This window comes from Janthinobacterium sp. PSPC3-1 (genome assembly GCF_049896105.1).
Classification (GTDB): domain Bacteria; phylum Pseudomonadota; class Gammaproteobacteria; order Burkholderiales; family Burkholderiaceae_D; genus Janthinobacterium.
On the sequence record NZ_JAFCTQ010000001.1, the window covers coordinates 164,608 to 182,205 of the forward strand.

Here is a 17,598-nt window from a genome sequence, read left to right on the forward strand (position 1 = left end):
AGTTCACGCTGGACCGCAGATAGTCAGGCCGGCGGTGTTGCCTGGGTGTTGCTGATGACCCGGTTACGTCCGCCATCCTTGGCCTGGTACAGCGCGCGGTCGGCGGCGCCGATCAGCTGGTCCATGTCGAGCGGCGCGGCGCCACTCTGGGTCGCCACGCCGATGCTGACGGTAATATGGCGCGCCGCGCCATCTTCGTGTCCATTCTCGATCGCCAGCGCGCGCACGCCCTTGCGGATGGACTCGGCCAGGCCCAGCGCCTTGGCCGGTTCGGTGTCAGGCAGGATGGCGGCGAACTCTTCGCCGCCATAGCGGGCCAGCACATCGCCGGAACGGTTGAGCATGGTCGCCAGTGCCCCGGCCACCTGTTTCAGGCAAGTGTCGCCCTGCTGGTGGCCATACTGGTCGTTATAGTCCTTGAAATGGTCGATATCGATCATCAGCAGCGACAGCGGGCTGCCGCTGCGCTTGGCGCGCCGCATTTCCTTGTCGATCGCGACGTCGAAATGGCGGCGGTTGGCCACGCCCGTCAGGCCGTCCGAAAAGGTTTGCGAGCGCAGCACCATGGTCTGGTCGCGCAGCAGTTTTTCACGGCCCACGGCGATGGTGACGTCGGTGATCTGGATCAGGCAGTGGCGTGGCGCGCCCGGCAGGCTGATGGGCGTCACGGCCACCGCCTGCTGCATGCGCTCGCGGCCGTCGCTGGTCACCGCCGCCTGCGGGTACAGCGGGAACGGCGACTTGTGCAGCGATTGCGACAGCAGCGACTGGAAATTGTCGCGCAGGGCCTGGGTGATGGCCGATTCGATGCGCTTGTGCTGCAGTTCCGGGAACACGTCGAAAAAATCGCGGCCCAGCACGGTATCGGCTTTCCATCCGGAATGGCGCTCCAGCCAGCGGTTCCACAGCACGATGCTGCGGTGCTGGTCCAGCACGATGGCGCCCAGGTTGACGGCGCCAATAATGCTTTCGAGCAGGGTCAAGCGCTGCAAGGTGTCGGGCATGGTGCTCACGCCGGTCCAAAGACCTTGGCCAGGTAGCGGTTGACCTGTTCTTTCAGGTCGTGCAAGGCGGACAGGTCCAGTACAAACGCCACATAGCCGTGGATCTGGTGCTTGGCCAGCACGAAGTCGATATGCAGCATCAGCACCACGTCGTCGCCCTGGTCGCCGAAGACGGACAGGATTTCCGTGCTGGTGCCCACATGGTAGACGGGCAGGGAGCCGTGCAGTTCGCTGTCGAACAGGTTGGCCAACGTGCCCACGCAGGAATTGAGGATGATGTTGCCGATTTCGCTCATCGCCTCCTGTTCCATTTCCGTCAGTTCCTGCAGCGGCACACTGTCGCCCACCATCAGGCGCACGATCTCCAGGCTTTTATCCTCGGGGAACATCAGGATGGCTTCAGTGGCGAACGCGCCATCGTAATGCTGGCTGACGCCGCAGATGCGGTCGCCGTCGCGCTTGCTGCCGAGCAGGGCCGCCGCATCGGCGCGGTTCAAAAAGGTAATCGAGGGCACCGACATGGTGACTTCCTCGTTGACGATTTCGCTCATGGCGGCCGCCGCGTGGCCCACGCCGATATTGAAGATTTCGACCAGCGCGTCGTTTTCCAGCTCGGACAGGTTGACCATGTTCACGCTTCCAGCGTATCGATCAGCTGGTGGATGCGCACTTCCGTGATGGGTTTTTCCATGAAGCCCACTTTCAGTTCGCTGGCGCGGTTGCGGATGGCGTTTTGCACATTCGCCGTCACCAGGAAGATATGGGTCTGCGGATACAGGGCGCGCAGCTGCTCGGCGGCGGCCACGCCGCCCATGCCCGGCATATTAACGTCAAGCAATATCAGGTAAGGGTCGAGCGCCTTGACTTTCTCCAGCGCTTCTTCGCCCGTCGACGCTTCGGTGATCTGCCAGCCGGCATGTTTGCTGAGAATGAACTGATGCGCCATCAAACGTGAAACCCGGCTGTCATCGACAACAAGTACCTGTTTACTGTGATCCATTTGCTATTCCTGAAACGTCATTTCTGTCAATGTGACATTTTCGCATAGATTGCCTGGACAACCGATAATTCGCTATCCGAATTGCTTTAGGGCAAAAATTTTCATCTTTGCCCGCCTGCCGGTTGTTGCGCCGCCGCCCATTGCCCTGCTTGCCGGCCTGGCTATCCAGTAAAATAGCGCCATTCCCACTTCACCCTCCCTGCCATGACCCAAGACGAATTGAAGCAAGCCGTAGCCCGCACCGCGATTGATTATGTAGTAAAAGGCGAAATCATCGGCGTCGGTACCGGCTCGACCGCCAACTTTTTCATCGATGAACTGGCCAAGATCAAGGACAGCATCAAGGGCGCGGTTGCCTCGTCCGAAGCGACCGCCGCCCGCCTGGCCGGCCACGGCATCGCCGTGTTCGACCTGAACGACGTCAGCGAGATCGCCGTGTATATCGACGGCGCCGACGAAATCACGGCCGGCGGCGCCATGATCAAGGGCGGCGGCGCGGCCCTGACGCGCGAAAAGATCGTTGCCTCCGTGGCGAAACAGTTCGTCTGCATCGCCGACGGCTCCAAGCTGGTCGAGACCCTGGGTGCGTTTCCGCTGCCGGTGGAAGTGGTGCCGATGGCGCGCGCCAGCGTTTCGCGCCAGCTGGCCGCGCTGGGCGGCACGCCGCGCCTGCGCCTGAAGCCCGGCAGCGACGAAGCCTTTATTACCGACAACGGCGGCGAGATCATCGACGTGCTGGGCTTGCAGATTCTTGACCCGGTGGCGCTGGAACAGCAGATCAACCAGATCGTCGGCGTGATCGCCGTCGGCCTGTTCGCCGCGCGCGGCGCCAATGTGTGCTTGCTGGGGACGGCGGAAGGCGTGCGTACGCTGGCTTACTGATCGCCAGCGTTGCCTTACACAGCGGCCCCCTGCGGGCCGCTTGTCATTTGCGCGGTCCGATAGGCGCTCAGCGTGCGCAGCAGGCCGCCCAGGAAAATGCCGCTGAAGCAGCCGTAGGCGACACATACAAACAGCACGAAACCGGTGGCATGGGCATAGGCGGGATGGATGGCCAGGCTGACCGCCACCGCATACTTCATGCAGAAGATGCTCATCATTAATGTCAATGGCAGCCAGCTGCCGGCCAGCCGCAGCGTGCCGCGCTCGGGGCAAGCCGTCAGCTTGCGCGCATCGGTCAGCGACCAGGCGAGCAGGCCGCCGGCCAGCGCACCGGCCGCCCAAGCAAATGGCGCCACGCCGTCAAAACCGAAGCTGCCATGCACGCCGGACAGCGACAGGGCCAGCATCACCAGCGGAATAATGCACAGCTTGCGCAAGGTCACTTCACGGGCACGGCTGGCCAGCACGCCGCGGTACACGAGAAAAGCCAGGATGGCCCAGACGTAGAGGGGAGTGTGGCTGAAGAGCTGTTGCATGGTGTCCGCCTTGGAAAGTCGTTGTCGATGGATGTACTGTGCCTGCCGGCGGCATGGACGGCGAGCGGACTGCGACGAAACGAAGACGGAAGGCCGTGAAAACGGCTGAGGATGGCGTGAAACTGCGGTGTGAAACGAAGACGAAAACCTGCCCGTGACGTGGTCACGGGCAGGGATGCAACTTATTCCGTCGGTGGCACGTAGCCCATGGCGGCGTCGGCGCCATCGCCGAAGAAATGCTTTTCCATCTGCGTGGCCAGGTATTTGCGGGCGCGCGCGTCGGCCAGGTTCAAACGGTTTTCGTTGACCAGCATGGTCTGGTGCTTGAGCCAGGCGGCCCAGGCTTCTTTCGACACCGATTCGTAAATTTTCTTGCCCAGTTCGCCCGGGTACGGCGGGAAGTCCAGTCCTTCGGCTTCCTTGTTGAGTTTGACGCAATGGATAGTGCGGGCCATCTGTGCTCCTGAATCGGTGTAGAGATAAAGCGTGATTATAAGGTACTTTGCGCGGCGCTACCGGCAGCGATGCCCGGCCAGCCGCGCGGCTTGTGGCGCGCCCTTGCGCCAGATCAAATTTGATCTGCGCCGCCCCAGCTAGTAAGATGTGTTGTCGCGCAAGTGCGATCTTGCGCCAGTATTGCCTCAACCACGCGGCCCGCCCGCCCAACAAGAATGGAATCCCCTATGGTCTCGGTCAAAGTCAACGATATCAGCGTCAGCAATGAAGGCAAGTTTGTGCTGTTTGGCGGCATCAACGTGCTCGAATCGCGCGATCTCGCCCTGCGCGCCTGCGAAGAGTATGTGCGCGTCACGCAAAAACTGGGCATTCCCTATATTTTCAAGGCCAGCTTCGACAAGGCCAACCGCTCGTCGATCCACTCCTACCGTGGCCCGGGCCTGGAAGAGGGCATGCGCATTTTCCAGGACGTCAAGGCGGCGTTTGGCGTGCCCATCATTACCGACGTGCATGAACCATGGCAGGCCCAGCAGGTCGCCGAAGTGGTCGACGTATTGCAACTGCCCGCCTTTTTGGCGCGCCAGACCGACCTGGTGGTGGCCCTGGCCAAGACCGGCAAGGTGATCAATATCAAGAAGCCGCAATTCCTCAGCCCTGGCCAGATGGCCAATATTGTCGAAAAATTCAAGGAAGCGGGCAATGAACAGCTGATCCTGTGCGATCGCGGCACCTGCCTGGGCTACGACAACCTGGTGGTCGACATGCTGGGCTTTGGCGTGATGAAACAGACCTGCAACGATTTGCCCATCATTTTCGACGTTACCCACGCCTTGCAGCAGCGCGATCCCGGTGGCGCCGCCTCCGGTGGCCGCCGCCAGCAAGTGGCGGACCTGGCCCGCGCCGGCCTGGCCGTCGGCATCGGCGGCCTGTTCCTGGAAGCCCATCCGGACCCGGACAACGCGCGCTGCGATGGCCCCAGCGCCTTGCCGCTCGATAAACTGGAACCGTTCCTGACGCAACTGAAGGCGCTGGACGATCTGGTGAAATCCTTCCCTGCGCTGAATATCAATTAATGGAAAACGGTAAATTGACCCCGCGCCTGGCCATCGTCATCCCGGCCCGCTACGCGTCCACGCGCCTGCCCGGCAAGCCGCTGGCCGACATCCTCGGCAAACCGATGGTGCAACATGTGTACGAACGGGCGCTGGAAGTGCCCGGCGTCGACACGGTGGTGATCGCCACCGACGACCAGCGCGTGGTTGACGCCGTGCGCGGCTTTGGCGGGCGTTGCGTGATGACTTCGCCCGATCATCCATCGGGCACCGACCGCCTGGCCGAGGTGATGCGGACGGTGGACGCCGACATCTATATCAACCTGCAGGGCGACGAGCCTTTGGTGCGCCCGGCGGATATCGCCTTGCTGGCCGACGGCATGCGTGCGGACAGCGCGGTGCAGGTGGGCACCTTGTGCCACGCCATCGACGCACAGGAAGCGCGCAACCCGAATACGGTCAAGGTGGTGTTGGCCGCCAATGGCGACGCCCTGTATTTCAGCCGCGCCGCGATTCCGTTCGCGCGCGACGATGCGCCGGCCAGTTACCTGAAGCATGTGGGCGTATATGCCTACCGGCGCGACGTGCTGGCCGCGTATTCTGCCTTGCCGGCGGCGATGCTGGAGCAGGCCGAAAAGCTGGAGCAACTGCGTTTGCTGGCGGCGGGACTGCGCATCCGTGCGTTCCAGGTGGCACCTTCCGGGCCCGGGGTCGATACGCCCGAATGCCTGGCGCGCGTGCGTGCGCTGATGGCCGGTGAAACACCTGCATCCCTGCCGACCCTGGCCGAGATCAAACTGGTGATTACCGATGTCGATGGCGTGCTGACCGATGGCGGCATTTATTATGACGCCACCGGCGAATGCCTGAAGCGCTTCCATGTGCGCGACGGCCTGGGCATGCGCCTGCTGGAAGAAAACGGCGTGCGCGTGGCGGTGCTGTCCGGCCGCGATTCGCCGACCCTGCGCAAGCGGGTGGCGGACCTGGGCATCACCCTGTACCAGTTCGGCGTGAAGGACAAGCATGGCGCCTGCCGCGAGCTGATGGAACAGGCTGGAGTTGGCGTCAATGAAACCGTCTGCATCGGCGACGACAGCATCGACCTGCCCGCGTTTGCCGCCTGCGGCCTGTCGTATGCGGTGGCCGACGCCCCCGTCTACGTACAGGCGCGCGCCAGCGCCGTGCTGGTCAAGGAGGGAGGCAAGGGGGCTTTCCGTGAACTGGCTGACGCCATTCTGGTTGCGCAGGGCAAGGAGCATGTATTCGGTTCGGCCGAGGGTTTTTCCACGGTGATGGGCCGGGTGGTGCAATAACATTGAACAGCGGGCCGGAGTCGCGAGCTTGGCCCGGTATGCCTGTGCGGACGACTGGGGTTGTAATGCCCTTCGCTGGTCTGCTTGTGGAAAGGCCTTGTTCCTGGTGGTATTTACAAGGTCTTGATCAACACCTGCGACTTGCGCTGCCAGTTATACATATGCTGGCGGTCCTTCGGCAGGTCGTCCACGGTGGCCGGCAGGAAGCCCCGTTTCTTGAACCAGTGCGAAGTGCGCGTGGTCAGCACGAACAGCTTGGTCAGCCCGGCGGCGCGCGCGCGGTTTTCCATGTGCTTCAAGATGCGCTCGCCATCGCCCTGGGTCTGCACTTCGGGGTTGACGATCAGGCAGGCCATTTCCGCCATCTTCTCGGCCGGGAACGGGTACAGCGCGGCGCAGCCGAAGATCACGCCATCGTGCTCGATGACGGAGAAATAATCGATTTCGCGTTCGATCAGCTCGCGGCCCCGCTTGACCAGGGTGCCGTCCGCTTCCATCGGCTCGATCAGCTTGATGATGCCGCCCACGTCCTCGATGGTGGCCTGGCGCAGGCTTTCCAGGTTTTCATGGCTGATCATGGTACCCACGCCATCGTGGGTAAACAATTCCAGCAGGGCCGAGCCGTCCATCGAGAACGGCACGATGTGCGAGCGGTCCACGCCGTTGTGGCAGGCCTTGACGCAGTGTTTCAGGTAGAACGCGGTGGCGTCCGGCAAAAAGCCCGCCATCAGCACGGCTTCGGCCTGGTGCGAGGACAGCTCTCGGATTTCCACGCCGGTGGCGTCCGCCATCATCGGCGTTTCGGTAATGAAGATCAGTTTGTCGGCATGCAGGGCGATCGCCGCGCTGCAGGCCACGTCTTCCATGGTCAGGTTGAACGCTTCGCCGGTCGGCGAAAAGCCCAGCGGCGACAGCAGCACCAGGCCGTCGGAACCGAGAATGGAGTGGATGGTTTCGGCGTCGACCTTGCGCGTGATGCCGGTCAGTTCCAGGTCCACGCCATCGATCACGCCCAGCGGGCGCGCCGTGATGAAGTTACCTGAAATAATACGGATCGCCGCGTTCGACATCGGCGTGTTCGGCAAGCCCTGGCTGAACGCGGCCTCGATATCGAGGCGCAATTCGCCGGCCGCTTCCTTGGCGCATTCGAGCGCGGCGATGTCGGTAATCCGCACGCCATTGTGAAAGCGGCCTTCGACGTTACGCAGGGCCAGCTGTTCGGCCACCTGCGGGCGCGAACCATAGACCACGGTCACATTGATATCGAGCGCATGCAGCAGCGATAAATCATGGGCCAGCACCTGCAGCGCCCCGGCGCTGACGAGTTCACCGGGGAAGGCGACCACGAAGGTCTTGCCGCGAAAGGCGTGGATGTAGGGCGCGACGGAGCGCAGCCATTGGACGAATTGGGTAGGGTTTTCCATTAAGCGCATTATAATTCGCTGCGCGATGTGCGCGCTCAAAATACCTGTAAAAAACAATGTCTTCAGCCAGCGATAAGTCTTCCCCTCCTTCCACTGTTGCAAATGTGCCAGCGAATGCGCCTGATCGCGCTGCGCGCCAGCGTCCGACCGTCGGCCAGCAAAGGCCACAGAAGCCGCAAAAGCCGCGTACGGAAGAAAAGCAGCAACAGCAGCAACAGCGTGACGCCGCCCGTGCCGCGCGCGAGGCGGAAAAAGCGTTCCGCAATCCGCTGCCGCCCATCACCTATCCGGAAGACTTGCCGGTGTCGGGCCGGCGCGCCGAAATCGCCAAGGCCCTGCTGGACAACCAGGTGATCATCGTCTCGGGCGAAACGGGTTCCGGCAAGACCACCCAGCTGCCGAAGATCTGCCTGGAACTGGGGCGCGGCCAGAAGGGCCTGATCGGCCACACCCAGCCGCGCCGTATCGCCGCCTCGTCGACCGCCAAGCGCATCGCGCAGGAACTGGGCACACCGCTCGGCGTCACCGTCGGTTTTAAAGTGCGCTTTGCCGATACCCTGACGAAGGGCGCGTCGGTCAAGCTGATGACGGACGGTATCCTGCTGGCCGAGACGCAGACCGACCCGCTGCTGAAAAACTACGACACCATCATCATCGATGAAGCGCACGAACGCAGCCTGAACATCGATTTCCTGCTCGGCTATCTGAAGCAGCTGTTGCCGCGCCGGCCCGACCTGAAAATCATCATCACCTCGGCCACCATCGACGCCGAGCGCTTTGCGCGCCATTTCGGCACGCCCGAAAAGCCGGCGCCGGTGATCGAAGTATCGGGCCGCCTGTACCAGGTGGAAGTGCGCTACCGCCCCGTGGAACGCGAACAGGTGGCGATGCCGGGCGCGGCCAATCCCGACAAACCGGGCCAGCGCACCGCCGCCGCGCGCGAAAAGCGCGACCTGATGGACGCCGTGGTCGATGGCGTGGAAGAGCTGTGCCGCATCGGTTCGGGCGACGTGCTGGTGTTCCTGCCGGGCGAGCGCGAGATCCGCGACTGCGCCGAAGCGCTGCGCAAGCACCATCCGCCGCATGTGGAAATCTTGCCGCTGTTCGCCCGCCTGTCGGCCGAGGAGCAGGAGCGCGTTTTTAAAACCAGCAATGCGCGCCGCATCGTGCTGGCCACCAACGTGGCGGAAACCTCGCTGACCGTGCCCGGCATCCGCTACGTGGTCGACGCCGGCCTGGCGCGTGTGAAGCGCTACAGCTACCGCAACAAAGTGGAGCAGTTGCAGGTCGAGCCGATCGCGCAGTCGGCCGCCAACCAGCGCGCCGGCCGTTGCGGCCGCGTCGCCGACGGCGTCTGCATCCGTCTGTACGAAGAGCAGGACTATCTGCTGCGTCCAAAATTCACCGAGCCGGAAATCCTGCGCTCGTCCCTGGCGGCCGTTATCCTGCGCATGAAGTCATTGCACCTGACGGACGTGGAAACCTTCCCGTTTATCGAGCCGCCGCTGGCGCGCGCGATCGCCGACGGTTATCAATTATTGCAGGAACTGGGCGCCGTCGACGAGGTCAACCAGCTCACGCCGCTGGGCAACAAGCTGGCCAAGCTGCCGCTCGATCCGCGCGTGGGCCGCATGATCCTTGCCGCGCTGGACAACGCCTGTCTGACGGAAGTCTTGATCGTCGCTTCCGCCCTGTCGGTGCAGGACCCGCGCGACCGCCCGATGGAGCACCAGCAGGCGGCCGATGAAGCGCACAAGAAGTTTGCCGATGAAAAATCGGAGTTTTTGAGCTACCTGAAGATCTGGCGCTGGTTCGAGTCCGCCATCGAGCACAAGAAAACCAACCGCCAGCTGCAGGACAATTGCCGCACGAATTTCCTGTCGCAGATGCGCCTGCGCGAATGGCGTGACGTCCATTCGCAGCTGCTGACCATCGTCAAGGAACAGGGCTGGCGATTGAACGAAGCGCCGGCCACGTATGACAATCTGCATATGGCCTTGCTGACCGGTTTGCTGGGCAATATCGGCTTCAAGGGCGAGGACGAGCCGGGCGCCGGCTACCTGGGCGCGCGCGGCATCAAGTTCCATATCTGGCCCGGTTCCTCGCTCTTGAAAAAGCCGGGCAAGTGGATCATGGCGGCCGAACTGGTCGACACCACGCGATTGTATGCGCGCTGCGTGGCCAGGATCGAGCCCGAGTGGCTGGAAAAAGTCGGCGTGCACCTGCTGAAAAAATCGTGGGGCGAGCCGCGCTGGGAAAAACGTTCGGCGCAGGTCACGGCATCGGAACGGGCCACGCTGTACGGCCTGGTGGTGTACAGCCAGCGCCGCATCAATTACGGCAATTTCAACCTGCCGGAAGCGCGTGAAATCTTTATCCGCGACGCGCTGGTGGGCGGCGACTTCGACACGCGCGCGCCGTTCTTTGCGCACAACCACAAGCTGATCAAGGACATCGAAAACCTCGAACACAAATCGCGCCGGCTGGACGTGCTGGTCGACGATGAACTGATCGCCGCGTTCTATGACCAGCTGCTGCCGGCCGACGTGTGCAATGGCGCCGGTTTCGAGAAATGGCACAAGGAAGCCACGCGCGAGAACCCGAAGCTGCTGTACCTGAACCGCGAAGAGCTGATGCGCCACGAGGCGGCCGGCGTGACGACCGACCTGTTCCCGAAAACCATGTCGGTGACGGGCCTGGAAATGGGGCTGACCTACCACTTCGAGCCGGGCAGCCTGCGCGACGGCGTCACCTTAAGCGTGCCGCTGTATGCGCTGAACCAGTTGCCGCGCGAGCGCTGCGAATGGCTGGTGCCGGGCATGCTGAAGGAAAAAGTCCATCTGCTGCTCAAATCGCTGCCGCAAAAGCTGCGCCGCCACTGCGTGCCGCTGCCCGACTATGCGGCGAAATTCTGCGAACGCGTGCATGAGGCGGGCGTGTTCGGCCGCGGCGACCTGGTCGACGCCATCATTCTGGACATCCGCACGCAGATCACCATCAATGTGCTGACCACCGACTTCAAGCCGGAAACCCTGCCGGCCCATCACTTCATGAATTTCAAGGTGATTGACGAGCATGGCCGCCAGCTCGACATGGGCCGCAACCTGGCCACCCTGCAAGCGGAATTCGGCGGCCAGGCGCGCCAAAGTTTCCAGAAGCTGGCCGAGGTGTCGGGCGTGTCGGGTGCCGGCACGCCGGGCGCGAAAGTGGCGGGCAGCCAGGTGGCGGCGCGCCTGCAATCGCAGGCGGCGCCGGCCAAGGCTGCTGCGCCAGCCGGCAATAGCGTTGCCCAGCATATGGGTTTGACGGGCTGGACCTTTGGTGAACTGCCCGAGCTGCTGGAAATCGTGCAGGGCAAGCTGACCCTGATCGGCTTCCCCGCGCTGGTCGACAAGGGCACGCATTGCGACCTGGAAGTGTTTGACGACCCGACCGTGGCGGCGCGCACGCACCGCACCGGCCTGCGCCGGCTGTTCGCGCTGCAGATGAAGGAGCAGATCAAGTTCGTCGAGAAAAGCATCCCGGGCCTGCAGCAGATGGGCATGCAGTTCATGGCGCTGGGGTCGCAAGAGGAATTGCGCGAGCAGATCATCAACAAGGCGATCGACATCGCCTGCCTGCAGGACCCGCTGCCGCTGGACGCCGCCTCGTTCGCCAAGCGCCAGATGGAAGGCAAGTCGCGCCTGGTGCTCCTGGTGAATGAAATCGCCCGCCTGCTGTCGCAGGTGCTGACGGAATTCCACGGACTGCCCAAGCGCCTGCAGAATATTCCGGCGCCGGCCGCCACCGATATCCAGGCCCAGCTGCAAGGCCTGGTGCACAAACGTTTTCTCACCGAAAACGAGTACACCCAGCTGTCGCACTTCCCCCGCTACTTGAAGGCGATCAACGTGCGGCTGGAAAAACTGCGCGCCGACCCCGCGCGCGACACCAAGCTCATGGCCGAATGGCAATCGGCCGCCGCGCCGTATCTGCGCCAGGCGAAAGACCGCCAGGCCGGCAAGAATACCGACCCGAAACTGGTCGATTTCCGCTGGATGCTGGAAGAACTGCGCGTGTCGCTGTTTGCGCAGGAGCTGAGGACGCCGATGCCGGTGTCGGCCAAACGCCTCCAAAAGGTTTGGGAATCGATGCAGAGGTGATGGCGTCTCCATAAACCTACTGCGCAGCTCACTCTCGGGTCGGCGTTGCTCACCGTACTTGAGTACGGCTGCGCTACTCAACCCGATATTGAGCTTGCTCGCTACGGTTTCTGGAGACGCCGTGACGCCAGGGGTGCGCCGATAAAAGGTGCGCCAATAAAAACATCAACTCCGCCGTTTCATCTCATCATCGTCGCTCATCGACGATCCCGACATGCTGCCGCCGGTGCCGGACTGCACGCTGGCGCCGCCGCGCAGGTCGCTGCCGGAGGGCATGCGGCTACCGGCCAGGCTGCCCATGGTGTTCATGTCGCCGGTGCCATAGCGCGAGCTGGTGCCGTAGAACTGGTTCATCTGGTCGTTCCACGCTTCGCTGGCCATGTCGGGCCAGTTGTCCTTGTCGAAGCCGGGGGCGCTTTTCAATTGTTCCTTGTCCACGTCCAGCAGGAAACGCTTGTTGACGGTGTCCAGGGCCAGCTTTTCCCACGGCACGGCGAACAGCTTTTCGCCCAGGCCCAGTACGCCGCCGAAGGACAGCACGGCATAGGCGATCCGGCCGCTGCGCATGTCGAGCATGATTTCCTTGATGTCGCCCAGTTGTTCGTCGTCGTGGTTGTAGACATCGTCGCCGATCAGGGTGTCGGCGCCCATCAGTGCGGGGCCGGGTCCGGTGTCGTTGCGGTACATGCCCAGCATGTCGCGGTCCAGATAGCTCATGGTGTTTTCTCCAGTCAAAGGGGATGGAAGTGCGCGGTGAGCGTCCAGAGTAGGCATGGCGCCCTGGCGGCGCTTGAGCTATCTCAATTGTGTCAGGGGAACTTTTAAAAGTGCAGGATCGTACGGTGTCGTGCGGCAAGTGGGGTACTCTATGGTGTCCAATCAGGAGGCTCTGCAATCATGGTTAAACCCGCCACCACGTGGTTGCGCGGCTTGCTGCGTGCCGGCAAGGTGCAGCAGCGTACGGCCACCAAGCTGGCCAAGGTGCTGTTCGGTCCACCTGCGGCCAAGCCCGCTTCCAAGCCCCGCCGCAAACCGGTGGCCAAAGCCGCGCCGGCCGGCCCCGATCCGCTGGCGCCGCCGCGCGTGCGCAAGCGGGCCGCACCGGCGCCGGGCAAATGGCTGGCCTCGCAGTATGCGCCGCTGGTGGAGCGGGGACAGTTGCCGGGCCGGCGCCTGCCGTATTATCTGTATCTGCCGGACAAGGAACCCAATGTGGCCATGCGCAGCCGGGGCCGGCCCCTGCTGGTGATGTTGCACGGCTGCGAACAGAGCGCCACCCAGTTTGCCGAAGGCACGCGCATGAACCGCCTGGCCGAGCGCAAGGGCTATGCCGTGCTGTATCCGCAGCAGTCGCTGCGCTCGCATGCGCGGCGCTGCTGGAAATGGTATGAAAAGCTGACCCAGGAGGGCGGCGGCGACGTCGGTCTGATCGTCGGCGCCATCGCCCAGGTGGCGGCGCGCTATCCCATCGACCGCTCGCGCATTTATATCTGCGGCATTTCCGCCGGCGCCGGCATGGCCCATATCGTGGCCTTGAACCATCCGCAGCTGTTTGCCGCCGTGGGCCTGCATTCGGGCCCCATGTTTGGCGCCGGCCACAGCCTGATCGGCGCCATGCACGTGATGCAGCATGGGGCGGCCAGCCGGGTCGACAGCGCCATTGATGAAGTGCTGGCGCGCCAGCCCATGTTTCCGCGCCTGCCGACCATTTTGCTGCAGGGCCAGCAGGATAGTGTGGTGCGTCCCATTAACCAGACGCAACTGGTGCGCCAGAGCATACGCATCAACCGCATGCCGTTCGACACCGTGGTGACGGCCGAGCGCTGGCCGCCAGGCGCCACGGGCGGCCGCAATCCCGCGCATGGCTACGCCCTGCATGACTACCAGGTGGGTGGCGAGTTGCTGCTGCGCGTGGCGCAGATCGAGCAGCTGGAGCACGCCTGGAGCGGTGGCGACGCCAGCCTGCCGTTCAATGCCAAGGCGGGGCCGGACGCCAGCAAGATGCTGCTGGACTTTTTTGCGCGCCACCAGCGGCGCTTGTAGAAGCTACAGCGCCAGGAAGGCCAGCGCCGCCACGGCAGTCGGCAGCAGGGCGCCGGCCAGCAGGCCCAGCGCGCCGATTGACTCATTGTTGAAGCCGCGCCGCAGCAGGGCCACGCCGGCCGGATTCGGCGCATTGGCGATGACGGTCAGGCCGCCGCCGGCCACCGCGCCCGCCATCAGCATGTATTTCGCTTCCTCGCTCATGCCGACGATCAGCGAGCCGAGATAGGTCAGGGCGGCATTGTCGGTAATCGCCGTCAGGCCCAGCGCGCCGAAGAACAGCGCCAGCGGTTTCAGGCTCGATACTATCGGCTGCAACCACCATTGCTGCATGCCGCCCAGCACCACCAGCCCCGCCAAAAAGAAGCCGACCAGCAAGCCCTCCTTCAGGATCAATGGGCTTTGATAGCGTTCATAGGCCTGCACGAAACCGAGGAAGAACAGGAACAATCCCAGGAACAGCACCGGATGATGGGCCAGCGCCACCACGCCGGCCAGCACGGCCAGGTGCACCAGGCTGATGGCCAGCGGTACTTTGGGCAATTCGACATCGCCCGGTTTCGGCTTGATGTCGGAAGTGTTGCTGTGCAAATACTTGCGCAGCAGCAGGCAGGCGCCGGTGGCGTTGACCAGCACGGCAATCGCCGCCTTCCAGCCGAAATGGCTGGCCATAAAGGCGCTGTCCCAGTTCCAGGTGGTGGCCACCATCAGCACCGGCGGCGCCGCATACGAGGTCAGCGTGCCGCCGATCGAGACGTTGACGAAAAGCACGCCCAGCGCGCCATATTTCAGCCATTCGGGTATGCCGGGGCGAAAGATTTGCGGCGCCAGCATCAGCGCGGCCAGGGTCATGGCGGCCGGTTCGGTGATCAGCGACCCCGTCAGCGGCACCAGCGCCAGGCCCAGCCAGGCCAGCGCCAGCTCGGTACGCAGCGGCATGGCGCGCGCCACGCCTTTGAGCAGGCGCTGCACGGCGTCGAGCACGGGGCGCGAAGCGGCCACCACCATGACGACGAAGACAAACAGCGGTTCCGTGTAATGGCGCGACTCGGCATAGCTGATCGCCGCGTCGCCGCCGGAAACGAAGGCCATGGCGATGATCAGGATAAACGCCCAGAAACCGAACACGACTTCCACCTCGCCCAGCAGATGAAGCACGCCGGCATGGCGCGGATGGCGGTGGGCCAGCACTTCAAACGACTTGGCGGCAAAGGTGTGGACGAGGGCGAGGCCGAAGATGACGGCGCTGATCAATTGTATGGTGGTCAAATGGGAGGTCCTTGAAGAATAAGAAACCGGCGCTGTCAGGCTGGCCGGTAAGGAGAGTGCTTATGGTACAGCAATCGTGATCAATAATAGTGTTTTTCGGCACCGCGAAGCGGCCCGTGCAGCGGCGTGGAGGGCATGGACAGACAGATAATCCTTGCCAAAATCGCTGGTGAATAGTACTGTATATTTATACAGTATTTTACATGGATACTTTCATGCAACATTCCGAACTGATGGCCTCGCCGGAAGCCTTGCACCCGTCCTTGTGGCGCGCCTCGCAACTGGGGCAGGGCGCCGTGCGCTGTGTCGACACCGGCTTTGCCGCCTTGTCGGCACAGCTGCCGGGCGGCGGCTGGCCCACGGGCAGCCTGGTCGACCTGCTGGTGCAGCAGGCCGGCAGCGGCGAGTTGCGGCTGCTGGCGCCGGCGCTGGCGCAATTGCAGGGCTTGCCCATCGTGCTGTTGCAGCCGCCCCATCCGCCACAGGCGCTGGCGCTGGCCGCGCAAGGCTTGCATCCGTCGCAACTGCTGTGGCTGCGTAGCGCCAGCAGCAAGGATGCCTTGTGGGCGGCGGAAAACATCTTGCGCAGCGGCAGTTGCGGCGCGCTGCTGTTCTGGCAAAGTCAGGTACGCGCCGACAGCCTGCGCCGGCTGCACCTGGCGGCGCAGGGCGGCAATACCCTGTTTTTCATGCTGCGCCCGCTGCATGGCGCGCAGGATGCGTCGCCGGCGCCGCTGCGCCTGTCGGTGCGGCCGGCCGCCGGCGGCATCGATATCGGCTTTGTCAAACGCCGGGGACCGCAGCGCGATGCGCCGCTGTTCCTGCCCCTGCAACCTCCTTCTTTACTGCAGCGCCATGCGCCTCTGGATCGGCCTTTGCCTGCCCCGGCTCCCGCTCGACGTGTTCTTGCCGAACTGGTCGGCTGACACCTCGTGCGTCGTGCTCGAGCACGAACAAGTGATTGCCCTGTCGCCGCTGGCGCGCGCGGCCGGCATCAAGCCGGGCATGCGCCGCGCCGGCGCCCTGATGCTGGCGCCGCAGGCGCGCGTGCATGAACGCTCATTGGAACGGGAAGCGCGGGCGCTGCAGGAAGTGGCGCTGGCGCTGCTGCAATATTCGCCGCAGGTGGCGCAGGCCGAGGAAGCGACCTTGCTGGTCGACGCGGGCGCCAGCCTGCGCCTGTTCGGCGGCGTGCGCGCGCTGTGCCGCAGCATCGAGGCCAGCTTGCGCGCGCTGGGCTACACGGCCGTGCTGTCGTGTGCGCCGACGGCGCGCGGCGCCTGGCTGCTGGCGCAAGGCGTTGCCAAGGCGGGCGCAAAATCGGGGCGCGCGCTGGGCATGGCCGGCCTGGTGCGCCGCCTGGACCGGCTGCCCTGCGCCTTGCTGCCGCCGGCGCGTCCCTTTATCGACTGGTTCGACGGCATCGGCTGCATGACCCTGGGGCAAATGCGCCGTTTGCCGCGTCCCGGCCTGCAGCGCCGCTGCGGGCGGCCTTTGCTCGACATGCTCGACGACGCCCACGGCCACAGCACGGAATTGTTCGTCTGGCTGGCCGCGCCGCCCAGCTTTTGTGCTTCGCTGGAATTGTTCGACCGGGTCGAACACGCCGACGCGCTGCTGTTCGGCGCGCGCCGCCTGCTGCAGCAAATGACGGGCTGGCTGTGCGCGCATCAACTGGCCGTCGAACGCATTGAATTGCTGCTGATCCATGAACGGGGCAGGGTGGCGAAGCCGCCCACCGTGCTGGTGCTGGCGCTGGGCGAGGCCGTCTGGCGCGACGAGCACCTGGTGCGCTTGCTGCGCGAGCGGCTGGCGCAAGTGACGCTGGACGCGCCCGTGATCGGCTTGCGCTTGTCCGCGCCGCAAGTGCAGGCGATGGCGCCGCCCAGCGACAGCCTGTTTCCCGAGCCGGGCGGCACGCCGCAGGAACGCCAGCGCCTGATGGAATTGCTGGTGGCGCGCCTGGGCGTGGAGAATGTCTTGCAGGCCGTGCCGCAAGCCGACTACCGGCCCGAAGCGGCCAACCGCTGGCTGCCGCTGCCGTCCAGGGCGCCGGCCAACAGCGCCGTGCCCGACTTGCCGCCCGGCCTGCCCGGCATGCCGCGGCCCGGCTGGCTGCTGGCCCAGCCGATCGCCCTCTTGATGCGCGAACACCGGCCGTTTTATGGTTCGCCCCTGAGGATGGTGTCGGTGGCCGAACGCATCGAAGCGGGCTGGTGGGGCCAGTCGCAGGCGCGCGATTATTTCATTGCCGAGGGACTTGATCACGCCCATTACTGGGTCTATCGCGAACGTGTCGCAGGCAATGCGGAAGAAGCGCCACGCTGGTATTTGCATGGCTTGTTCAGTTGAATTGCATATCACCTCAACCTCGGGAAACCTGATGCCTTTAAACTGTTCAGTGCATGGAAAGAGCAAGGCCTGAAAGCTTAAAAATGACGGGCGGAGACGCGCCCGCTTGGCCCGGGGGAACCTGT

General features: G+C 63.9%; 15 protein-coding genes. 7 read left to right on the forward strand and 8 right to left on the reverse strand.

The features are described from left to right. Nucleotides 1–23: 23 nt before the first annotated feature. Genes ACP7B7_RS00800 through ACP7B7_RS00810 form a run of 3 tightly spaced genes read right to left on the reverse strand, consistent with a single transcriptional unit; the run spans nt 24 to nt 2,004 of the window. Nucleotides 24–1,004: a diguanylate cyclase gene (locus ACP7B7_RS00800; protein ID WP_426075606.1), complete on the reverse strand. Its 981-nt coding sequence runs from the start codon at nt 1,002–1,004 to the stop codon at nt 24–26. A gap of 5 nt (nt 1,005–1,009) precedes the next feature. Continuing rightward, nucleotides 1,010–1,633, reverse strand: a complete 624-nt coding sequence (locus ACP7B7_RS00805; protein ID WP_308924958.1) for a chemotaxis protein CheC — start codon at nt 1,631–1,633, stop codon at nt 1,010–1,012. Between the two features lie 2 nt (nt 1,634–1,635). Further along, a complete protein-coding gene (locus ACP7B7_RS00810; RefSeq protein ID WP_426075441.1) occupies nt 1,636–2,004 on the reverse strand; it encodes a response regulator in 369 nt (122 codons plus the stop codon). A 204-nt stretch (nt 2,005–2,208) separates the two neighbouring features. On the opposite strand from ACP7B7_RS00810, the gene rpiA reads away from it, so the two are divergent. Next, nucleotides 2,209–2,886: a ribose-5-phosphate isomerase RpiA gene (rpiA, locus tag ACP7B7_RS00815; protein ID WP_426075442.1), complete on the forward strand. Its 678-nt coding sequence runs from the start codon at nt 2,209–2,211 to the stop codon at nt 2,884–2,886. A 14-nt stretch (nt 2,887–2,900) separates the two neighbouring features. Here rpiA and ACP7B7_RS00820 read toward each other — a convergent pair whose 3' ends face one another. Both ACP7B7_RS00820 and ACP7B7_RS00825 read right to left on the reverse strand, forming a co-directional pair. Then, the gene (locus tag ACP7B7_RS00820) at nt 2,901–3,422 is read right to left on the reverse strand and encodes a DUF6622 family protein (protein ID WP_426075443.1); all 522 of its coding nucleotides are present in this window, start codon (nt 3,420–3,422) and stop codon (nt 2,901–2,903) included. 182 nt (nt 3,423–3,604) lie between these two features. After that, complete coding sequence (locus tag ACP7B7_RS00825) at nt 3,605–3,877, reverse strand: oxidative damage protection protein (RefSeq protein WP_065310347.1); 273 nt, start codon at nt 3,875–3,877, stop codon at nt 3,605–3,607. A gap of 228 nt (nt 3,878–4,105) precedes the next feature. Between ACP7B7_RS00825 and kdsA the strand changes: the two genes are divergently transcribed. Both kdsA and kdsB read left to right on the forward strand, forming a co-directional pair. Then, nucleotides 4,106–4,951 (forward strand): 3-deoxy-8-phosphooctulonate synthase, encoded by an 846-nt coding sequence (kdsA, locus tag ACP7B7_RS00830; RefSeq protein WP_308924976.1) that lies wholly within the window; start codon nt 4,106–4,108, stop codon nt 4,949–4,951. Then, nucleotides 4,951–6,243, forward strand: a complete 1,293-nt coding sequence (gene kdsB / locus ACP7B7_RS00835; protein ID WP_426075444.1) for a 3-deoxy-manno-octulosonate cytidylyltransferase — start codon at nt 4,951–4,953, stop codon at nt 6,241–6,243. The genes kdsA and kdsB overlap by 1 nt, the downstream gene beginning before the upstream one ends. Before the next feature lie 113 nt (nt 6,244–6,356). Here kdsB and argA read toward each other — a convergent pair whose 3' ends face one another. Next, on the reverse strand, nt 6,357–7,667 hold the full coding sequence (argA, locus tag ACP7B7_RS00840) for an amino-acid N-acetyltransferase (protein WP_308924978.1): 1,311 nt from the start codon (nt 7,665–7,667) through the stop codon (nt 6,357–6,359). A gap of 56 nt (nt 7,668–7,723) precedes the next feature. Between argA and hrpA the strand changes: the two genes are divergently transcribed. Then, the gene (gene hrpA / locus ACP7B7_RS00845) at nt 7,724–11,809 is read left to right on the forward strand and encodes an ATP-dependent RNA helicase HrpA (RefSeq protein WP_426075445.1); all 4,086 of its coding nucleotides are present in this window, start codon (nt 7,724–7,726) and stop codon (nt 11,807–11,809) included. A gap of 165 nt (nt 11,810–11,974) precedes the next feature. On the opposite strand, the gene ACP7B7_RS00850 is transcribed toward hrpA, so the two are convergent. Then, complete coding sequence (locus ACP7B7_RS00850) at nt 11,975–12,526, reverse strand: PRC-barrel domain-containing protein (protein WP_426075446.1); 552 nt, start codon at nt 12,524–12,526, stop codon at nt 11,975–11,977. A gap of 180 nt (nt 12,527–12,706) precedes the next feature. On the opposite strand from ACP7B7_RS00850, the gene ACP7B7_RS00855 reads away from it, so the two are divergent. After that, nucleotides 12,707–13,852: an extracellular catalytic domain type 1 short-chain-length polyhydroxyalkanoate depolymerase gene (locus tag ACP7B7_RS00855; protein WP_426075447.1), complete on the forward strand. Its 1,146-nt coding sequence runs from the start codon at nt 12,707–12,709 to the stop codon at nt 13,850–13,852. A gap of 3 nt (nt 13,853–13,855) precedes the next feature. Here the strand turns inward: ACP7B7_RS00855 and ACP7B7_RS00860 are convergent, their stop codons facing one another. After that, nucleotides 13,856–15,121, reverse strand: a complete 1,266-nt coding sequence (locus ACP7B7_RS00860; protein WP_426075448.1) for a putative Na+/H+ antiporter — start codon at nt 15,119–15,121, stop codon at nt 13,856–13,858. A 215-nt stretch (nt 15,122–15,336) separates the two neighbouring features. Here ACP7B7_RS00860 and imuA point away from each other — a divergent pair, with 215 nt between their 5' ends. Continuing rightward, nucleotides 15,337–16,047: a translesion DNA synthesis-associated protein ImuA gene (imuA, locus tag ACP7B7_RS00865; RefSeq protein WP_426075449.1), complete on the forward strand. Its 711-nt coding sequence runs from the start codon at nt 15,337–15,339 to the stop codon at nt 16,045–16,047. Further along, a complete protein-coding gene (locus ACP7B7_RS00870) occupies nt 15,977–17,473 on the forward strand; it encodes a Y-family DNA polymerase (RefSeq protein ID WP_426075450.1) in 1,497 nt (498 codons plus the stop codon). Before imuA ends, ACP7B7_RS00870 begins: the two co-directional genes overlap by 71 nt. Nucleotides 17,474–17,598 lie beyond the last annotated feature (125 nt).

Excerpts from the sequence above, each read along its gene's own strand:
- ACP7B7_RS00800 (WP_426075606.1), bottom strand. The coding sequence starts at position 1,004 with ATGCCCGACACCTTGCAGCGCTTGACCCTGCTCGAAAGCATTATTGGC.
- ACP7B7_RS00805 (WP_308924958.1), bottom strand. The coding sequence starts at position 1,633 with ATGGTCAACCTGTCCGAGCTGGAAAACGACGCGCTGGTCGAAATCTTC.
- ACP7B7_RS00810 (WP_426075441.1), bottom strand. The coding sequence starts at position 2,004 with ATGGATCACAGTAAACAGGTACTTGTTGTCGATGACAGCCGGGTTTCA.
- rpiA (WP_426075442.1), top strand. The coding sequence starts at position 2,209 with ATGACCCAAGACGAATTGAAGCAAGCCGTAGCCCGCACCGCGATTGAT.
- ACP7B7_RS00820 (WP_426075443.1), bottom strand. The coding sequence starts at position 3,422 with ATGCAACAGCTCTTCAGCCACACTCCCCTCTACGTCTGGGCCATCCTG.
- ACP7B7_RS00825 (WP_065310347.1), bottom strand. The coding sequence starts at position 3,877 with ATGGCCCGCACTATCCATTGCGTCAAACTCAACAAGGAAGCCGAAGGA.
- kdsA (WP_308924976.1), top strand. The coding sequence starts at position 4,106 with ATGGTCTCGGTCAAAGTCAACGATATCAGCGTCAGCAATGAAGGCAAG.
- kdsB (WP_426075444.1), top strand. The coding sequence starts at position 4,951 with ATGGAAAACGGTAAATTGACCCCGCGCCTGGCCATCGTCATCCCGGCC.
- argA (WP_308924978.1), bottom strand. The coding sequence starts at position 7,667 with ATGGAAAACCCTACCCAATTCGTCCAATGGCTGCGCTCCGTCGCGCCC.
- hrpA (WP_426075445.1), top strand. The coding sequence starts at position 7,724 with ATGTCTTCAGCCAGCGATAAGTCTTCCCCTCCTTCCACTGTTGCAAAT.
- ACP7B7_RS00850 (WP_426075446.1), bottom strand. The coding sequence starts at position 12,526 with ATGAGCTATCTGGACCGCGACATGCTGGGCATGTACCGCAACGACACC.
- ACP7B7_RS00855 (WP_426075447.1), top strand. The coding sequence starts at position 12,707 with ATGGTTAAACCCGCCACCACGTGGTTGCGCGGCTTGCTGCGTGCCGGC.
- imuA (WP_426075449.1), top strand. The coding sequence starts at position 15,337 with ATGCAACATTCCGAACTGATGGCCTCGCCGGAAGCCTTGCACCCGTCC.
- ACP7B7_RS00870 (WP_426075450.1), top strand. The coding sequence starts at position 15,977 with ATGCGCCTCTGGATCGGCCTTTGCCTGCCCCGGCTCCCGCTCGACGTG.